The organism is Ancylobacter novellus DSM 506 (genome assembly GCF_000092925.1).
In the GTDB taxonomy this organism is placed as follows: Bacteria; Pseudomonadota; Alphaproteobacteria; order Rhizobiales; family Xanthobacteraceae; genus Ancylobacter; species Ancylobacter novellus.
Map to the genome: position 1 here is coordinate 753,953 of NC_014217.1, position 16,851 is coordinate 770,803.

The window sequence follows — 16,851 nt, forward strand, 5'->3', positions numbered from 1 at the left end:
ATCATGACCCGCAAAGGCCGCCGCCTCCTCCTCATCGGCTCCGCGATCGGCGTGCTCGGCATAGCCTGCGGGCTGGTGCTGTTCGCGCTCAACGACACCATCGTGTTCTTCCGCTCGCCGAGCGACATCGCCGCCGAGCGCACCATGCCCGGCACGCGGCTGCGCCTCGGCGGGCTGGTCGAGAAGGGCAGCGTGGTGAAGGCCGACAACACCCATGTGCGCTTCGTCGTCACCGATGGCGGCGCCAACCTCACCGTGAACTATGTCGGCCTGCTGCCCGACCTGTTCCGCGAGGGGCAGGGCGTGATCGCCGAGGGCGTGATGGAGCCCGACGGCACCTTCCGCGCGGACAGCGTGCTCGCCAAGCACGACGAGAACTACATGCCGAAGGAAGTCGCCGATGCGCTGAAGAAGCAGGGCGTCTGGAAGGAAGGCGAGGCGACGCAATGAACCCCGAGATCGGCCATTACGCGCTGGTGCTGGCGCTCGCCATCGCGATCCTGCAGACCGTGCTGCCGATCTGGGGGGCGCGTACTGGCGACGCCGCGCTGATGCGGGTCGGGCCGGCGCTCGCCATCGCCTTCGCCGGCTTCATCGCGCTCGCCTTCGCCACGCTCACCGCGGCCTATGTGCAGTCGGACTTCTCGGTCCTGAACGTGGTCGAGAACTCGCACTCGATGAAGCCGCTGCTGTTCCGCATCACCGGCGTCTGGGGCAACCATGAGGGCTCCATGCTGCTCTGGGTGCTGGTGCTCGCCGTCTTCGGTGCGCTGGTGGCGCTGTTCGGCTCCAACCTGCCGGCGAGCCTGAAGGCCAATGTGCTGGGCGTGCAGGCCTCCATCGCGGTGGCGTTCCTGCTCTTCATCCTGCTGACCTCCAACCCGTTCATCCGGGTGGTGCCGCCGCCGGCGGAGGGGCAGGACCTCAACCCGATCCTGCAGGACATCGGCCTCGCCATCCATCCGCCGCTGCTCTATCTCGGCTATGTCGGCTTCTCCATCACCTTCGCCTTCGCCGTCGCCGCGCTCATCGAGGGGCGGATCGACGCCGCCTGGGCGCGCTGGGTGCGGCCCTGGGCGCTGACCGCCTGGGCGTTCCTCACGCTCGGCATCGCGATGGGTTCCTACTGGGCCTATTACGAGCTCGGCTGGGGCGGCTGGTGGTTCTGGGACCCTGTCGAGAACGCCTCGCTGATGCCGTGGTTCGCCGGCACCGCGCTGATCCATTCCGCCGTGGTGATGGAGAAGCGCGACGCGCTGAAGGTCTGGACCATCCTGCTGGCCATCCTCGCCTTCTCGCTGTCGCTGCTCGGCACCTTCCTGGTGCGCTCGGGCGTGCTGACCTCGGTGCATGCCTTCGCCACCGACCCGACGCGCGGCGTGTTCATCCTCGCCATCCTCGTCTTCTTCATCGGCGGCTCGCTGGCGCTCTATGCCTGGCGCGCCCCGGCGCTGCGGCAGGGCGGCATCTTCGCGCCCGTGTCGCGCGAGGGCGCGCTGGTGCTGAACAATTTGCTGCTCACCGCGGCGGCGGCGGCGGTGTTCGTCGGCACGCTCTACCCGCTGGCGCTGGAGGCCTTCGACGGCTCGAAGATCACCGTCGGCCCGCCCTATTTCAACCTGACCGTCGGCGCGCTGATGCTGCCCGTCGTCTTCGCCATGCCCTTCGGCCCGCTGCTGGCCTGGAAGCGCGGCGACCTCGCCGGCGCGGCGCAGCGGCTGATGACGGCGTTCGGCGCCGGCATCGTCATCGCCGCGCTCGCCGCCTATGCGCAGGGCGGCGGCCCGATCCTCGCGCCCTTCGGCATGGGGCTCGCCGCCTTCGTCGTCATCGGCGCGGCGGTGGAGATATTCGAGCGCGCCGGATTCGGCCGGGTGCCCTTCGGCACGGCCGTGGCGCGGTTCAGGGGCCTGCCGCGCTCGGCCTTCGGCGGCGCGCTGGCGCATGCCGGGGTGGGCGTCTGCCTGTTCGGTATCATCGCCGAGACCAGCTGGAACGCCGAGCGCATCATCGGCGTGAAGGTCGGCCAGAGCTTCGAGGTCGGCGGCTATGAGCTCACCCTCGACCGGCTGGAGCCGCGCGAGGGGCCGAACTATCGCGACCTCGTCGGCGTGTTCAACGTGCGCCGCGGCGGCGTCGACGCCGGCACCATCGAATCCGCCAAGCGCCTGTTCACCGCCCGCAACATGCCGACCACCGAGGCGGGCATCCGCACCATCGGCTTCAGCCAGCTCTATGTCAGCCTCGGCGACGAGCTGCCGGGCGGCGCGGTGGGCGTGCGCGCCTATTGGAAGCCGTTCGTGACGCTGATCTGGCTGGGCTCCATCGTCATGGCGCTCGGCGGCGCGCTGTCGCTGTCGGATCGCCGCCTGCGCGTCGGCGCGCCGAAGCCCGCGAAGAAGCCGAAGGCTGCGGCTCCGGTGGCGGCGGAGTGAAGGGTGCCGAACCATCGCTTCAGCGCCCATATGCAGGTCGTACTGCGTGAGCGCGGTCTTGATATCGCGTGGGTGAAGCGCGTGCTGGCGTCGCCGGAATGGGTGGAGCCAGATCCGAACGATCCGCAGCTTACCCGCGCCTTCGCGTCGGTACCGGAGCGCGGCGGACGCATTTTGCGTGTAGTTTACAGGGACGATGGCGCGACGAGGTTCGTCGTCACGGCCTTCTTCGATCGTGGAGCCCGGCGGCCATGAAGCTGAAATATGATCCCGAGGCGAACGCGCTCTATGTGCGGTTCAGCACGGGCGAGATCGTCGAGAGCGAGGAGGTCTCGCCCGGCGTGATCCTCGATTATGACGACGAGGGCCACATCCTCGCGCTGGAGCTGTTGCAGGCGCGGGAGAAGCTGGCGCCGGAAGTGCTGACGGAAGCAGCGGAGTGATGAGCGTCCGTTCGTCATCACCCTCATCCCCGGGCCTGGCCCGAGGACCCGGCGGCGCCCGCCTGCGGACGTTGCTGGTGGCCGCCTTCATCGGCTTCGCGCTGATCGGTCCCGCCCACGCCGTCAAGCCGGACGAGGTCCTGCCCGACGCCGCCCAAGAGGCCCGCGCCCGCACGCTCTCCAAGGAGCTGCGCTGCATGGTCTGCCAGAACCAGTCGATCGACGATTCCGATGCGCCGCTGGCGCGCGACCTGCGCCTGCTGGTGCGCGAGCGGATCGAGGCCGGCGACAGCGACGGGCAGGTGATGGACTTCCTCGTCGCCCGCTATGGCGAGTTCGTGCTGCTGCGCCCGACCTGGCACGGGGCGAATGCGATCCTGTGGCTGGCGCCCTTCGCCGTGCTCGTCATCGGCGGCATCGGCGTGCTCATCGCGTTGCGCCGGCGCGCGGGCCAGCCCGCGACGGCTGTCGCCCCGCTGTCTCCCGAGGAGGAGACACGCCTGCGCGAGGCCCTGCGCGAGCCAGGCGACGTTACGAAAGTTTAACGTCGCCGCCAGCCTGCGTTAAGGCGACGCGCCCTAGTTTCCTCATCGACCCTCCCGCGAGGGAAGAGGCTTGTCGAACGAGGAACGACACATGTCGCGCAACGCGCTCACCCCGACTCCCAAGAATTCCTTCACGCTGCGCAGCAGCCGTTCCCGGCTGCTCGCCGGCGTGTTCACCCTGGCTCTCGCCGGCGGCGCCCTCGGCGCCATCGTCGTCCCCGAGGTCGTGACCCCCGCCGCCGCCCAGCTCTCCACCAACCAGCCGGCCGGCACCTTCTCCTTCGCCGACATCGTCGAGAAGGTCTCGCCCGCCGTCGTCTCGGTGAAGGTGAAGAAGGACGAGGACCAGGTCGCCGCCAATGACGACGAGGACGGCAACCAGAACATTCCCCCGCAGATCGAGCGCTTCATGCGCCGCTTCGGCTTCGGCCCCGGCGGTCCGGGCGCGCCGGGTGGTCCGGGCATGGGCCCGCGCGGCGGCCAGCACCGCGCCGTGGTCGGCCAGGGTTCCGGCTTCTTCATCTCCGCCGACGGCTATGTCGTGACCAACAACCATGTGGTCGACGGCGCCTCCGAGGTCGACGTCACCACCACCGACGGCAAGAGCTACACCGCCAAGGTGATCGGCACCGATCCGCGCACCGACGTGGCGCTGCTCAAGGTCAACGGCAAGGGCGATTTCCCGTGGGTGAAGCTCGCCGCGAAGGCCCCGCGCGTCGGCGACTGGGTGGTCGCGGTCGGCAATCCCTTCGGCCTCGGCGGCACGGTCACGGCCGGCATCGTCTCGGCCCGCGGCCGTGACATCGGCTCGGGTCCGTATGACGACTTCCTGCAGATCGACGCGCCGATCAACCGCGGCAATTCGGGCGGCCCGACCTTCGGCCTCGACGGCGAGGTCATCGGCGTGAACACCGCCATCGTCTCGCCCTCGGGCGGCAATGTCGGCATCGCCTTCGCCATTCCCTCCGAGACCGTCTCCGAGGTGGTCGAGGCGCTGAAGGCCGGCGGCCAGGTGGCGCGCGGCTATGTCGGCGTGCAGATCCAGCCGGTGAGCGACGAAGTCGCCGAGGCGATGGACCTGAAGCAGGCCGAGGGCGCGCTGATCGCCCAGGTGCAGCCCGGCACGCCCGGCGAGAAGGCCGGCCTGAAGGCGGGCGACATCGTCACCGCCATCGACGGCGAGGTCATCAAGGACTCCCGCGAGATGTCGCGCGAGATCGCCCGCAAGAAGCCCGGCACCACGGTCAAGCTCAGCGTGCTGCGCGACGGCAAGACCACGACCATCCCGGTCACGCTGGAGCAGCTGCCGACCGAGACCGCGATGGCCGGCGACAAGGACAAGGGCGGCGACACTGAGCAGCAGAACCACGGCATTCCGCGCCTCGGCCTGTCGCTCGCTCCCGCCAAGGGTGTCGCCGGCGCCGGCGACCAGGGCGTGGTGATCACCGAGGTCGATCCGAACGGCCCCGGCGCCGAGCGCGGCCTGAAGTCGGGCGACGTCATCCTCGACGTCGCCGGCAAGCCGGTGATGACCCCCGCCGACGTGCGCGACGGCATCGCCGCCGCGAAGAAGGACAACCGCAAGGCCGTCCTGATGCGCGTCAAGTCGGAGCAGGGCACCCGCTTCGTCGCCATCTCGCTGGGCGACCAGCGCGGCTGACGACCGGTTCCGGTTGCGGCTCGTTCCGTCGCCCCTTGGGCTGCGGCCGGTTCGGTGGCGCGGGGAGTCCGGAAGGGCTTCCCGCGTCATTCTTTTTCAGGGCCGTGCGAATGGCCCTGCCGCGAATTCACCATCGGGGCGCGGCGATAGGCGCGAGGCTCGAAATGACGTACATGGGAATGAGTTCGAATCCCACCGTTGCCTCCGATTCCCGCCGGTCGCATGACGGTCCCGTCATCGACCTCGCGGACCTCCGGAAGGCCGCCAGAGACTCCGCCCAAGAGCCCGCCATGCGCCTGCTGATCGTCGAGGACGACCGTGACGCCGCCGACTATCTGCGCAAGGCGTTCCGCGAGGCCGGCCATGTGGTCGACGTCGCCTCCGACGGCGAGGAGGGGCTCATGCTGGCGCGCGAGGGCGGCTACGACGTGCTTCTCGTCGACCGCATGCTGCCGCGCCGCGACGGCCTCGCGCTGATCGCCGAGCTGCGCGGGCGCGGCGACAAGACCCCGGCGCTGATCCTCTCCGCCCTCGGCCAGGTCGATGACCGCGTCACCGGCCTGCGCGCCGGCGGCGACGACTATCTGCCCAAGCCCTACGCCTTCTCCGAGCTGCTCGCCCGCGTCGAGGCGCTGGCGCGGCGCGGCGGCCCGCAGGCGGCCGATACGGTCTATCGCGTCGCCGACCTCGAGCTCGACCGGCTGGCGCACCGCTGCACCCGCGCCGGCCAGGAGATCGTGCTGCAGCCGCGCGAGTTCCGGCTGCTCGAATATCTCATGCGCCATGCCGGGCAGGTGGTGACCCGCACCATGCTGCTGGAGAACGTGTGGGACTATCATTTCGATCCGCAGACCAACGTCATCGACGTCCACGTCTCGCGGCTGCGCTCCAAGATCGACAAGGGCTTCGATCCGCCGCTGCTCCATACGGTGCGCGGCGCGGGATACATCATCCGTGACGGCGTTCGGTAAGCTCATCCGCACCACCGCGTTCAAGCTGATCGCGGCCTATCTCCTCGTCTTCGCCGTCTTCGCCGGTTCGGTCATCGCCTATCTCGGCTGGCACACCCAGCGGCTCGTCACCCGTCAGGCGACGGAGGCGATCGAGAAGGACACCCGCTTCCTGCAGGCGCAGTTCGAGCGCGGCGGCGTCTCCCGCCTCGCGCAGGTGGTGACGCGCCGCGCCCGCGCGCCGGATGCCGGCCTGCTGCTGCTGACCACCTATTCCGGCGACGCGCTGGCCGGCAACGTCCTCAACCTGCCGCTGAACTTCCTCGACAAGGAGGGCTGGCGGGAGATCGACTATGTGCGCTCGGAGGATTCGGTCGGGCCGCCGAGCCGGGCGCTGGTGCATGTGCTGCTGCTACCCGGCGAGTTCCGCCTGCTGGTCGGGCGGGACGTGGTCGAGCGCGAGGAGCTGCGCCAGATCATCATCGGCCCGGCGCTGTGGGGGCTGGCGCTCCTCGTCGTGCTCGGCGTGGCGGGCGGGCTGTTCGTCACCCGCCGGGTGCTCAAGCGCATCGACCAGATGACGGCGATCTCCGACGCCATCCTGGCCGGCGACCTCTCCGGCCGCCTCGCCGTGGCCGGCACCGGCGACGAGTTCGACCGCCTTGCGCTCAGCCTCAACACCATGTTGGGCCGCATCGAGACGCTGATGGCGGGGCTGAAGGAGGTCTCCGACAACATCGCCCACGACCTCAAGACGCCGCTGACGCGGCTGCGCAACCGCGCCGAGGACGCGCTGCGCACGGCGCAGGGCGACGAGCAGTGGCGCACCGCCACCGAGCAGACCATCGAGGAATCGGACTCGCTGATCCGCACCTTCGACGCGCTGCTGATGATCGCCCGCGCCGAGGCCGGGCAGGCGAGCGCCTCCATGGTGCGCTTTGACCTCGCCGAGACGGCGGCCAGCGTCGCCGAGCTCTACGAGCCGCTGGCGGACGAGGCCGGGCTCGACGTTGTCGCCGACATTCCCGGCCCGCTGCCGATCGTCGGCGTGCGCGAACTGTTCGCACAGGCGATGTCCAACCTGATGGACAACGCCATCAAGTACAGCGCGCCGGACACGCCGGGCGAGCGCCGCGAGATCCGGCTCACCGCCATGCGCGCGGACGGACGGGCGCGCATCATCGTCGCCGACCGCGGCCCCGGCATCGCCGAGGCCGACCGGCCGCGCGTGCTGGAGCGCTTCGTGCGGCTGGAGGCGAGCCGCACCCAGCCGGGCTTCGGCCTCGGCCTGTCGCTGGTCGCCGCGGTGGTGCACCTCCACGGTGGCACGGTGGCGCTGGAGAGCAACGATCCGGGACTGCGGATCGTTATCGACCTGCCGCTCGACGCGTCGGATGAGAACGAGCCGGCCTGAGCGACAGGACTAAGCATTCCGCAACCAGATGGGGTAAAGCTCGGGCCGGGCAGCGGAGCCAAGGGGAGTCTTGATGGCGGCACGGCGCAGCACGGCAGCAACGGCGGAACAGGATGTGGTCGCGGCGAACAGCCTGGCGGCACGACTGCGCCGGGCGCCCGGCTTTGCCATCCCGCCGCGCCTGCCGTCCGCGCTGAAGGACGCCTTCGCCGGCGCGCCGAAGGGCGTGCGCTCGCGCCTGGAGGCGCTGATGGCCGCCTGCCCGGAGGCGCGGGCCGTGCTGGCCGGCGTGGCCGAGCATTCGCCCTTCCTCACCGAACTGATCCGCCTCGATCCCGCCCGGCTGGTGCGGGTGCTGGAGGGCGATCCGGCGGCGAGCCTTGCCAGTGCGCGCGAGGCGGCCGTGGCGGCGGTCGCCGCGACGCAGGACGAGGCGGCGGCGATGGCGGCGCTGCGCCGGCTGCGCGCCGAGACGGCTCTGACCGTGGCGCTGGCCGATATCGGCGACGTGTTCGACCTCACCACTGTCACCGCCGAGCTGACGGCCGGCGCCGACACGGCGATCTCGGCGGCGGTCGACTTCCTCGCCCGCGAGGGGGCGGCTGCCGGCAAGCTCACCAAGGCGTGGCCGGACGGGCTCGGCTACACCGTGCTCGCCATGGGCAAGCACGGCGCGCGCGAACTCAATTATTCCAGCGATGTCGACCTGATCGTGCTCTACGACCCAGAGACGGCGCCGCTCCGGGAGAACCTCGAGCCCGCGCCCTTCTTCGTGCGCTTCACCCAGCGGCTGGTGAAGATGATCCAGGAGCGCACGGGCGAAGGGTATGTCGCCCGCGTCGACCTGCGGCTGCGCCCCGATCCGGCCTCGACGCAGGTCGCGCTCTCGCTCGACGCGGCGCTCGACTATTACGAGCGCGAGGGCGCCACCTGGGAGCGCGCGGCCTATATCAAGGCGCGGCCCATCGCCGGCGACATCAAGCTCGGCTACGCCTTCCTGCGCCAGCTCGCGCCCTTCGTCTGGCGCCGCACGCTCGACTATGCGGCGGTGGCCGAGGTCCATGCGATGAAGCAGGACATCCATGCCTTCCGCGGCCATGAGGCGATCGCGGTGGAGGGGCACAACGTCAAGCTCGGGCGCGGCGGCATTCGCGAGATCGAGTTCTTCGCCCAGACCCAGCAGCTCATCGCGGGCGGGCGCGACCCGCATCTGCGCACGCCGCGCACGCTGGAGGGGCTCGCCGTGCTGGCGCAGACCGGCTGGATCAGCGAGACCGCGCGCGAAGAGCTCGACGAGGCCTATCACTTCCTGCGCCGGGTCGAGCACCGGCTGCAGATGGTGGCGGACGCGCAGACCCATTCGCTGCCCGAGGAGGAGGACGCGCTCGCTTCCTTCGCCCGCTTCATGGGCTATGAGGACCGCGCGAGCTTCGCGCAGGCGCTCACCCGCCGCCTCGCGCGGGTGCAGGACCACTATGCCAAGCTGTTCGAGGACGCGCCGACCCGTGCGGCGGTCGAGGGGCGGCTGGAATTCCCGCCCGACAAGGACGACCGCGAGACGCTGGCGACGCTGAGCCGGCTCGGCTATGCCGACGCCAAGGCGGCGAGCGCCACGGTGCGCGGCTGGCTCTGCGGCGCGCCCAAGGCGCTACGGCCCGAACATGCGCGCGAGGAGCTCGCCGCCATCGTGCCGCTGCTGCTCGACGCGCTGGCGCGCGGCGGCGCCCCGGATGCCGGGCTCAACGCCGCCGACCGCTTCTTCCACGAGCTGCCGAGCGCCCTACGGCTGATGCCGGCGCTCAGGCACAACCCCGACCTCGTGCGGCTGCTCGCCACCATCCTCGGCACCGCGCCGCGGCTCGGCGAGATGCTGTCGCACCGGCCCTCGCTCATCGATGCGCTTCTGGACCCCGCCTTCTTCGGCGCGCTGCCCAACGAGCCGGCGCTGGCCGCGCGGCTCGACGCCGATCTGGAGCTGGCCGAGGACGAGGAGGACCTGCTCGACCGCGCCCGCCGCTTCCGGCAGGAGCACCATGTGCTGATCGGCGTGCGCATCCTCTCCGGCACGCTGCCGGCCGCGCGCGCCGGCGAAGCCTTCGCCCGGCTCGCCGACGTGATCATCCGCGCGCTGGAAAAGGCGGTGATGGTGCGCTTCCGCGAGGCCTACGGCACCATTGCCGACGCCGAGGTGGCGGTGCTCGCCATGGGCAAGCTCGGCGGGCGGGAGATGACCGCCGGCTCCGACCTCGACCTCATCGTGCTCTACGATTTCGACGAGGAACACCCCGAGAGCGACGGCCGGCGCCCGCTCTATGGCGGGCAGTATTTCGCCCGGCTGACCCAGCGGATCGTCAGCGCGCTGACCACGCCGACCAATGCCGGCCAGCTCTACGAGGTGGATCTGCGCCTGCGCCCCTCCGGCAATGCCGGCCCGGTCGCGACCAGCCTGCCACGCTTCGAGGCCTATCAGGCCGAGGAAGCCTGGACCTGGGAGCATATGGCGCTGACCCGCGCCCGCGTGGTGGCGGCGTCGCCGGCCTTCCGCGCGCGGGTGGAGGGCGCGATCGCGCAGGTGCTGCGGGCCAAGCGCGTGCCGCGCCGGCTCGCCGCCGACATCGTCGACATGCGCGGCGCCATCGCCGACGAGAAGGGCGACGAAGACCCGTGGGACCTGAAATATGCCCGCGGAGGCCTCGTCGACATCGAGTTCATCGCCCAGTACCTCGTGCTGGCGCACGCCCAGACGCATCCGCAGATCATCGACACCTCGACCGTGCGGGTGATCGGCAATGCGGTGCAGGCGGGGCTGCTCGACGTACTGGACGGGCACCTGCTCGGCGACGCCTGCCGGCTGACGCAGGATCTGACGCAGGTGCTGCGGCTGTCGCTATCCGGGCCGTTCAAGCCGGCGGAATCCAGTCCGGCGCTGCGCCGGCTGCTGGCGCGGGCGGGGGCAATGCCGGACTTCTCGACGCTGGAGGCGCATCTGTTCGAGACGCAGCGCGAGGTACGGGCGGTGTTTGAGCGGGTGCTGAGCGGCCCGCCCGCGCCGCGGCGGCGGAAGAAAGCCTGACTCGGTAAAACACCGTCATCCTGAGGTGCGAGCGAAGCGAGCCTCGAAGGATGCTCGCTCAAGTGCACCTGGACGAGCATCCTTCGAGGCCCGGCCTTTGGCCGGGCACCTCAGGATGAGGTCGGTCCGGGATTCGGTTCGTCAGCCCAGCTTTCCCGCCACCAATTCCCCGATGGCGAGGCTCGCCGTCAGCCCCGGCGACTCGATGCCGAAGAGCTGCACCAGCCCCTGCACGCCATGCTCGGCCGGCCCGTCGATGCGAAAGTCGGCCGCCGGGGCGCCGGGCGGCACGATCTTCGGGCGGATGCCGGCATAGGCGGGGTTGAGCGCGCCGTCCGGCAGCGCCGGCCAGTAGCGGCGTATGGCGGCGTAGAATTTCTCGCCGCGCGCGGGATCGACATCGTAGTTCGGCGTGTCGATCCACTCGGTGTCCGGCCCGAAGCGCGCCTGCCCGCCGAGGTCGAGGGTGAGATGCACGCCGAGCCCGGCATGCTCCGGCACCGGATAGACGAGGCGGGAGAACGGCGCCCTGCCGGACAGGGTGAAGTAGCTGCCCTTGCACAGATAGGCCTGCGGGATCGCCTCGGCGGGTAGCCCATCGATGGCGCGGGCGAGCGGCACGGCGCCATGGCCGGCGGCGTTGACGAACGTGGAACAGGCGAGCCGCATCGGCTCGGCGCCGCCGACCTCCAGCATGATGCCCGAAGCCGTCACCTCGCCGCGCAGGATCGGCGCGTTGAAGGCGATCATGCCGCCGGCATCCTCCAGCTCGCCGCGATAGGCGAGCATCAGCGCATGGCTGTCGATGATGCCGGTGGACGGCGAGAACAGGGCGGCTTCGGCGTTGAGCGCCTGCTCCAGCGCGCGGGCCTGCGCGCCCGTGAGATAGTCGAGATTGCCAACGCCGCAGGCGCGGGCATGGGCGTCTATGGCGGCGAGTTTTTCCGTCTCGGCGGCGTCGGTGGCGACGATCAGCTTGCCGCAGCGCCGGTGCGGGATGCCGCGTTCGGCGCAATAGGCATAGAGCGCCTCGCGCCCCTCGATGCAGAGCCGCGCCTTGAGGCTGCCGGCGGCATAATAGAGGCCAGCATGGATGACCTCGCTGTTGCGGGCGGAGGTGTCCGAGCCGATCAGCCCGGTCGCTTCCAGCACCAGCACCTCGCGGCCCTTGAGCGCCAATGCGCGGGCGATGGCGAGGCCGACCACGCCGGCCCCGGCGACGACGCAGTCGACAGACGATTCTTCGCTCATGAGTGGGATATTATTCCGCCGGCAGCGCCCGGCCAGAGCGGTATTGCAGCGCCGGGCGGCCGTTGAGCGGCAGGCGGATAATCACCGTGGTGCCGACGCCCTCGGAGGAGCGGATGCGCATGGTGCCGCCATGCAGCTCCACCAGCGACTTGGCGATGGCGAGGCCGAGGCCGCTTCCCTTGTGGGTCTTGGTGAACTGGCTCTCCACCTGCTCGAACGGCTTGCCGATCTTGGCCAGCGCCGCCTTGGGGATGCCGATCCCGCTGTCCTCGATGACCAGCAGCGCGGCGCGCGCCGAGCGGCGGGTGCGCACCGAGACGCGGCCGTTCTCGGGGGTGAACTTGATGGCGTTGGAGAGCAGGTTGAGCGTGATCTGCTTGAGCGCGCGCTTGTCGGCTTCCAGCGAGACGGCGCCGTCGGTGTCGGCGGCGACGGTGATCTGTTTCTCGTCGGCGCGCACCGACATGACGCGGATGGAATCGGTGACCACCTCGTCGAGCTCGACCGGCTGCAGGTTGAGGTGCATGCGGCCCGCCTCGATGCGGGACATGTCGAGGATGTCGTTGATGACGTCGAGCAAATAGCGGCCGGAATCGCGGATGTCGCGGCAGTACTCGTTGTACTTGTCGCTGCCGAGCGGGCCGAACAGGCCGCTCTCCATCAGCTCGGAGAAGCCGATGATGGCGTTGAGCGGCGTGCGCAGCTCGTGGCTCATATTGGCGAGGAATTCGGACTTGGCGCGGTTGGCGTCCTCGGCCTTGGTCTTCTCGTCGGCGTAGTTCTGCGCGAGCTCGGCGAGCTGGAGCGCCTGCATCTCCAGCGTCTGCTGCGATTTGCGCAGGTCCGCGACGAGGGCCATGAGGCGCTTCTCGCTCTCCATCAGCCGCTCTTCGTGGCGCTTCAGCGCGGTGATGTCGGTGCCGACCGAGACGTAGCCGCCATCCTTGGTGCGGCGCTCGGTGACCTTCAGCCAGCGCCCGCCCTCGAGCTGCGCCTCGAAGGCGCGGGCGCCTTCCTCGGGCCGGTCCTCGGGGCGCAGCGGGATACGCACCACCGGCTGGCGGGCGAGGGCCGCCACAGTCTCGAACTCGGTGCCCGGCGCCACATTGGCGTCGCCGAAGCCGTGCAGCGACTGGAACTTGGAATTACACATGACCAGCCGGTTCGAGGCATCCCACAGCACGAAGGATTCGGAGATGCTCTCGATGGCGTCGCGCAGGCGCATGTCGGCGGTGGCGGTGCGCTCGGCGAGGCGGCGTTCCTCGGTGACGTCGACGGCGATGCCGACGAGGTGCGGCGGCTCGCCATTGTCCTGCGGCACCACCTCGGCGCGGGCGCGCAGCCACACCCAGTGGCCGTCGGCGTGCTTCATGCGGAACACGCGGTCGATGGTACGGCCCGGCTTGTCGGCGATCTCCTTGGCGATGTCGTAGAGGTTGGTGTCGTCGGTATGGACGAGGCTCGCCACCTCGCCGAACGAGATGAGCTCGTCACGGGGTTCGAAACCCAGCATCTCGAACATGGATTCCGACCAGAACATACGCCCGCGGCCCATGTCCCAGTCCCACAGGCCGCAGCGGCCGCGCGAGAGAGCGGTGTCGATGCGCGCGCGCACCGTGTCGTAGATGCCGTCGGCCTCGCGGGCGCGGCTCGCCTGCCAGTGGAAGGCGAAGCCGAGGATCAGCAGCACCGCGCCGGTGGTGGAGAGCAGGGTGACGGTGAGGATGGTGTCGGACTGCCAGGTCGCCAGCGCGCCGGCGAGCGGCTGCACCACGACGAGCTGGTAGGGCACGCCCGGCAGGTTGCGCACGGTGGCGAGCGCGGGCGAGCCGTCCGGCATCGACACGTCGAGCACGCCGGCATTCTCGGCGAAGATGGTCAGCGCCTGGGTATTGGCGAGGAGCTGGCCGATCTGCTCGCGCGCCGCGGCCACCTCGTCATGCGCCGCGACCACCTTGCCGGCGGAATCGACGAGGCCGTAGCGGCGCGCATCTTCGGTGGCGCGGGGCGGCAGGCTGGAGGAGAGCAGCACGTCCGGCGTGGTGCCGGTGCCGTGGCGGCCGATCTCGCTGGAGATGGCGGCGGCGAACAGCGCCAGCTCGTCCTTGGCATTGGCGACGGCGTCGGCGCGATAGGCGCGGATCTGCACCAGCGCGGCGATGGCGACCGAGGCGATGAAGGCGATGATCAGGGCCGGGACGGCCTTGCGCATGAAGGGCTCGGCTTCGACCAGCCTTTGATAGGCCGGCCTCGCCACCGAACGTGCGAGCCCTCCCATGGCCTGCACGCGCACGGATGCGCCTGCAGCGTTGGCGCGCGCCATCGCCGGCCTCCCCCGAAGTCCCAAACCCGTTCCCACTTGATAGGAGCGATGTGCCGCATCTCTCCGAATCACCCCGATTTGAATCGAATCGGCCCCTCCCTGTCCAGAGTCCGGGGGAGTCAAGTTAAGCTTTTAGCAACCTTCGGGTGGTCCGCCGGTGCCAGGGTGGGTGGCGGAAGCGGACAATAGGCGCGACGGAACGCGACAACCGCGCCGCATGGACGCCTTTGGCCGCCCGATGCTATGCGACTGCCGCCCGTTCCGGGCCAGCAGGGAGAGCATCACATGAGCGATATCTGGTTCCGCACCGGCGAGGCGACGGTGCTCGCGGCCGATGGACAGTTCACCGATGCCATGCCGGAGGTGCTGATCGGCTCCGTGCGCGGGCCGGCCGGGCACGCCTTCGCTTCGATGATGGGGCAGGTGCAGGGCCATACCCGCATGTTCGTGGTGCGCGACCTCAACCAGATGGTGCGCCCGGCGACGATGATGACCACCAAGGCGACCATCCACACGCTGGAATATGTCGACCTGCTCGGCGGCGTCGTGCAGGGCGCGATCGGTGACGCCATCGTCGACGCGCTGGCCGAAGGCATCCTGCCGAAGGACCAGGCCGACGAGATCTGCATGATCGTGATGGTCTGGCTCGACCCGCGCTGCGCCGAGGACGAGAACCTCGACAAGGCGGACCTCTACCGCACCAATTACGAGGCGATGAAGATCGCGCTGGAGCGGGCCATGACCGGCAAGCCGACGGTCGACGAGCTGATCGCCAACCGCAAGAGCATCAAGCACTACGCGCTCGACGGCGTCATCGAATACTGAATGTCTGTCCCGCACTTCCCTCTCCCCATTGGGGAGAGGTGGACCGCGAAGCGGGACGGTGAGGGGCGACAACATTGCGGAGCGTCGAAGGCCCTCTCACCCTAACCCTCTCCCTCCGGGAGAAGGGAAAGAAGATGCCGTCGGGCAGCCAAATTAGGAACACGGTCAGGAGCCTGGCCCGTAATTCGCGACCGGGATGCTTGGCGGTTCGTCATGGCCGGGCTTGGCCCGGCCATCCACGCCTTCGGTACGGCTTGGAGCGCCCGGCAAGTCGTGGATCCCCGGGCCAAGCCCGGGGATGACGGTGCAAAGGCGGCATCCACCACCCCGAAAATCCATTACGAGTCAGACTCTGAAAAGCCCGCTCAGCGCCGCACCTCGGAGCCGGGCGCGGCGGGCGAGCCCCCCATGCCACCGTCCGGCGCCAGCACCACCCGCATGGCGCCGCCATCCGGCCGCGCCACCAATATGCAGTTGCGGCCGGCCTGCTTGGCGGCATAGAGCGCGCGGTCGGCACTGGCGACCAGGACCGGCGGCGCCGTCGTGTCATGGTTCGCCGCCTCGTGGATGGCGATGCCGACGCTCACCGTGACGATGCCGTAAGGGCTGCCGGCATGGGCGACGCGCAGGTCCCGCACGGCCCGCAGCATGCTGGTCGCCACCATCACCGCGTCGTTCTCGTCGGTGTCGGCGAGGATGACGGCGAACTCCTCGCCGCCATAGCGGGTGATGAGGTCGCCGGTGCGCCGGGCGCAGTGGCGCAACGTCTCCGCCACCTTGCGCAGGCACTCGTCGCCCTCGATGTGGCCGTAGAGGTCGTTGTAGTGCTTGAAGCCGTCGACATCGATCATCATCAGCGCCAGCGAGGGTTTGTGGCGCCCGGTGCGGCCGATCTCGCGCGTCAGCACGCTGTCGAACTTGCGCCGGTTGGGCAGCTCGGTCAGCGGGTCCATCTCGGATAGCTCGGTGAGGCGGCGATTGGCTTCGATCAGCTCGCGCTCCAGCTGCTCGCGCTGGCGCACCGTGGCGGCGAGCTCCTCCTCGATCTGCTTCTGCCTGGAGATGTCGACGCTGGTGGCGAGGAGGCGCAGCGGCCGCCCTTCGGCGTCCCATTCGGCGATGCGCCCGCGCCCGAGGATCCAGCGCCAGAGGCCGAACTTGTCGCGCAGGCGGTAGACCGCCTCGAACACGTCGCTGCGGCCGGCGAGCACCTGCTGGAAACGCTGCTCCACCATGGGCTTGTCGTCCGGATGGACGATGCTCCAGGCCTCGTGCTCGTCTTCCTCCGTCGCCTCGTCGACGTCGTAGCCGAGCGCCATCTTCCAGTGCGGCGAGCGGTGCACCCGGCCCTTGGGGATATCGAGCTCCCAGACCCACTGGCCGGCATTCTGCAGCGCGAAGCCGATGCGCCGCTCGCGCTGGGCGAAGCCGGTGCGCAGCATGCGCCGGCGGGTGACGTCGGTCAGCGCCACGGAGAGGCCGGCGAACCCGCCCTGCGCATCATGCAGCGGGCAGGCGGCGGCGAGATAGGTGCGGCCGGTCTCCGGCAGGGTGAGCTCGTGGCCGGCGATCGGCAGCCCGGCGATCGCCCGCTTGATCCAGCGCTCGACCAGCGCCACCGCCTCCGGCAGGAGCGCGTCGACGCGCTGGCCGACGAGGTCCTGCGCCGGCGCGCCGATCAGTTCCGCCATCTGAGCGTTGGCGACGCATAGCTTGTGGTCGGGGCTGATCACGCACAATGCCACGGGCGCCGCAATGAAGGCCGCCTCGGATGTCACCGGGCCTTCGTCCTCCGATGGCAAAGCGTGATCGCTCATCGACCGACTTTCCCCGCACTACGGAGCAATCCAGTGCCGGAAGGGCGAGCAAGCCATATTTTGCACAGCCGTTCAATATGCCTCCGCGTCCCTCCCCGCCGGGGCGCCGCGGCGG

13 protein-coding genes are annotated in these 16,851 nt (G+C 69.9%); 10 read left to right on the forward strand and 3 right to left on the reverse strand.

From position 1 onward, the window contains the following. Positions 1–3: 3 nt before the first annotated feature. From ccmE to SNOV_RS03705, 9 genes are all read left to right on the forward strand, one after another. Positions 4–450 (forward strand): cytochrome c maturation protein CcmE, encoded by a 447-nt coding sequence (gene ccmE / locus SNOV_RS03670; protein WP_013165565.1) that lies wholly within the window; start codon positions 4–6, stop codon positions 448–450. After that, positions 447–2,435, forward strand: coding sequence for a heme lyase CcmF/NrfE family subunit (locus tag SNOV_RS03675; RefSeq protein WP_013165566.1), 1,989 nt, complete (start codon positions 447–449; stop codon positions 2,433–2,435). The genes ccmE and SNOV_RS03675 overlap by 4 nt, the downstream gene beginning before the upstream one ends. 3 nt (positions 2,436–2,438) lie before the next feature. Next, on the forward strand, positions 2,439–2,690 hold the full coding sequence (locus SNOV_RS22810; RefSeq protein WP_013165567.1) for a DUF4258 domain-containing protein: 252 nt from the start codon (positions 2,439–2,441) through the stop codon (positions 2,688–2,690). Continuing rightward, complete coding sequence (locus tag SNOV_RS03680) at positions 2,687–2,878, forward strand: DUF2283 domain-containing protein (RefSeq protein WP_013165568.1); 192 nt, start codon at positions 2,687–2,689, stop codon at positions 2,876–2,878. The genes SNOV_RS22810 and SNOV_RS03680 overlap by 4 nt, the downstream gene beginning before the upstream one ends. Next, the gene (locus SNOV_RS03685) at positions 2,878–3,423 is read left to right on the forward strand and encodes a cytochrome c-type biogenesis protein (RefSeq protein ID WP_013165569.1); all 546 of its coding nucleotides are present in this window, start codon (positions 2,878–2,880) and stop codon (positions 3,421–3,423) included. Before SNOV_RS03680 ends, SNOV_RS03685 begins: the two co-directional genes overlap by 1 nt. Before the next feature lie 91 nt (positions 3,424–3,514). Next, a complete protein-coding gene (locus SNOV_RS03690; protein WP_013165570.1) occupies positions 3,515–5,083 on the forward strand; it encodes a Do family serine endopeptidase in 1,569 nt (522 codons plus the stop codon). A gap of 290 nt (positions 5,084–5,373) precedes the next feature. Further along, the gene (locus tag SNOV_RS03695) at positions 5,374–6,054 is read left to right on the forward strand and encodes a response regulator transcription factor (RefSeq protein ID WP_210160641.1); all 681 of its coding nucleotides are present in this window, start codon (positions 5,374–5,376) and stop codon (positions 6,052–6,054) included. After that, a complete protein-coding gene (locus SNOV_RS03700; protein ID WP_013165572.1) occupies positions 6,038–7,447 on the forward strand; it encodes a sensor histidine kinase in 1,410 nt (469 codons plus the stop codon). The genes SNOV_RS03695 and SNOV_RS03700 overlap by 17 nt, the downstream gene beginning before the upstream one ends. A 73-nt stretch (positions 7,448–7,520) precedes the next feature. Then, positions 7,521–10,520, forward strand: coding sequence for a bifunctional [glutamine synthetase] adenylyltransferase/[glutamine synthetase]-adenylyl-L-tyrosine phosphorylase (locus SNOV_RS03705; RefSeq protein WP_013165573.1), 3,000 nt, complete (start codon positions 7,521–7,523; stop codon positions 10,518–10,520). 141 nt (positions 10,521–10,661) lie between these two features. Here SNOV_RS03705 and SNOV_RS03710 read toward each other — a convergent pair whose 3' ends face one another. Together SNOV_RS03710 and SNOV_RS03715 are read right to left on the reverse strand one after the other, a co-directional pair. After that, positions 10,662–11,771, reverse strand: a complete 1,110-nt coding sequence (locus tag SNOV_RS03710; protein ID WP_013165574.1) for an NAD(P)/FAD-dependent oxidoreductase — start codon at positions 11,769–11,771, stop codon at positions 10,662–10,664. A gap of 10 nt (positions 11,772–11,781) precedes the next feature. Further along, complete coding sequence (locus tag SNOV_RS03715) at positions 11,782–14,094, reverse strand: ATP-binding protein (RefSeq protein WP_013165575.1); 2,313 nt, start codon at positions 14,092–14,094, stop codon at positions 11,782–11,784. Between the two features lie 285 nt (positions 14,095–14,379). On the opposite strand from SNOV_RS03715, the gene fae reads away from it, so the two are divergent. Next, a complete protein-coding gene (fae, locus tag SNOV_RS03720) occupies positions 14,380–14,919 on the forward strand; it encodes a formaldehyde-activating enzyme (RefSeq protein WP_013165576.1) in 540 nt (179 codons plus the stop codon). Between the two features lie 365 nt (positions 14,920–15,284). On the opposite strand, the gene SNOV_RS22510 is transcribed toward fae, so the two are convergent. Further along, positions 15,285–16,736: a sensor domain-containing diguanylate cyclase gene (locus SNOV_RS22510; protein WP_013165577.1), complete on the reverse strand. Its 1,452-nt coding sequence runs from the start codon at positions 16,734–16,736 to the stop codon at positions 15,285–15,287. Positions 16,737–16,851 lie beyond the last annotated feature (115 nt).

Coding starts and splice junctions, on each gene's coding strand:
- SNOV_RS03675 (WP_013165566.1), top strand. CDS start 447: ATGAACCCCGAGATCGGCCATTACGCGCTGGTGCTGGCGCTCGCCATC.
- SNOV_RS03715 (WP_013165575.1), bottom strand. CDS start 14,094: ATGGCGCGCGCCAACGCTGCAGGCGCATCCGTGCGCGTGCAGGCCATG.
- SNOV_RS03705 (WP_013165573.1), top strand. CDS start 7,521: ATGGCGGCACGGCGCAGCACGGCAGCAACGGCGGAACAGGATGTGGTC.
- ccmE (WP_013165565.1), top strand. CDS start 4: ATGACCCGCAAAGGCCGCCGCCTCCTCCTCATCGGCTCCGCGATCGGC.
- SNOV_RS03710 (WP_013165574.1), bottom strand. CDS start 11,771: ATGAGCGAAGAATCGTCTGTCGACTGCGTCGTCGCCGGGGCCGGCGTG.
- SNOV_RS03685 (WP_013165569.1), top strand. CDS start 2,878: ATGAGCGTCCGTTCGTCATCACCCTCATCCCCGGGCCTGGCCCGAGGA.
- SNOV_RS22510 (WP_013165577.1), bottom strand. CDS start 16,736: ATGAGCGATCACGCTTTGCCATCGGAGGACGAAGGCCCGGTGACATCC.
- SNOV_RS03680 (WP_013165568.1), top strand. CDS start 2,687: ATGAAGCTGAAATATGATCCCGAGGCGAACGCGCTCTATGTGCGGTTC.
- fae (WP_013165576.1), top strand. CDS start 14,380: ATGAGCGATATCTGGTTCCGCACCGGCGAGGCGACGGTGCTCGCGGCC.
- SNOV_RS03690 (WP_013165570.1), top strand. CDS start 3,515: ATGTCGCGCAACGCGCTCACCCCGACTCCCAAGAATTCCTTCACGCTG.
- SNOV_RS03695 (WP_210160641.1), top strand. CDS start 5,374: ATGCGCCTGCTGATCGTCGAGGACGACCGTGACGCCGCCGACTATCTG.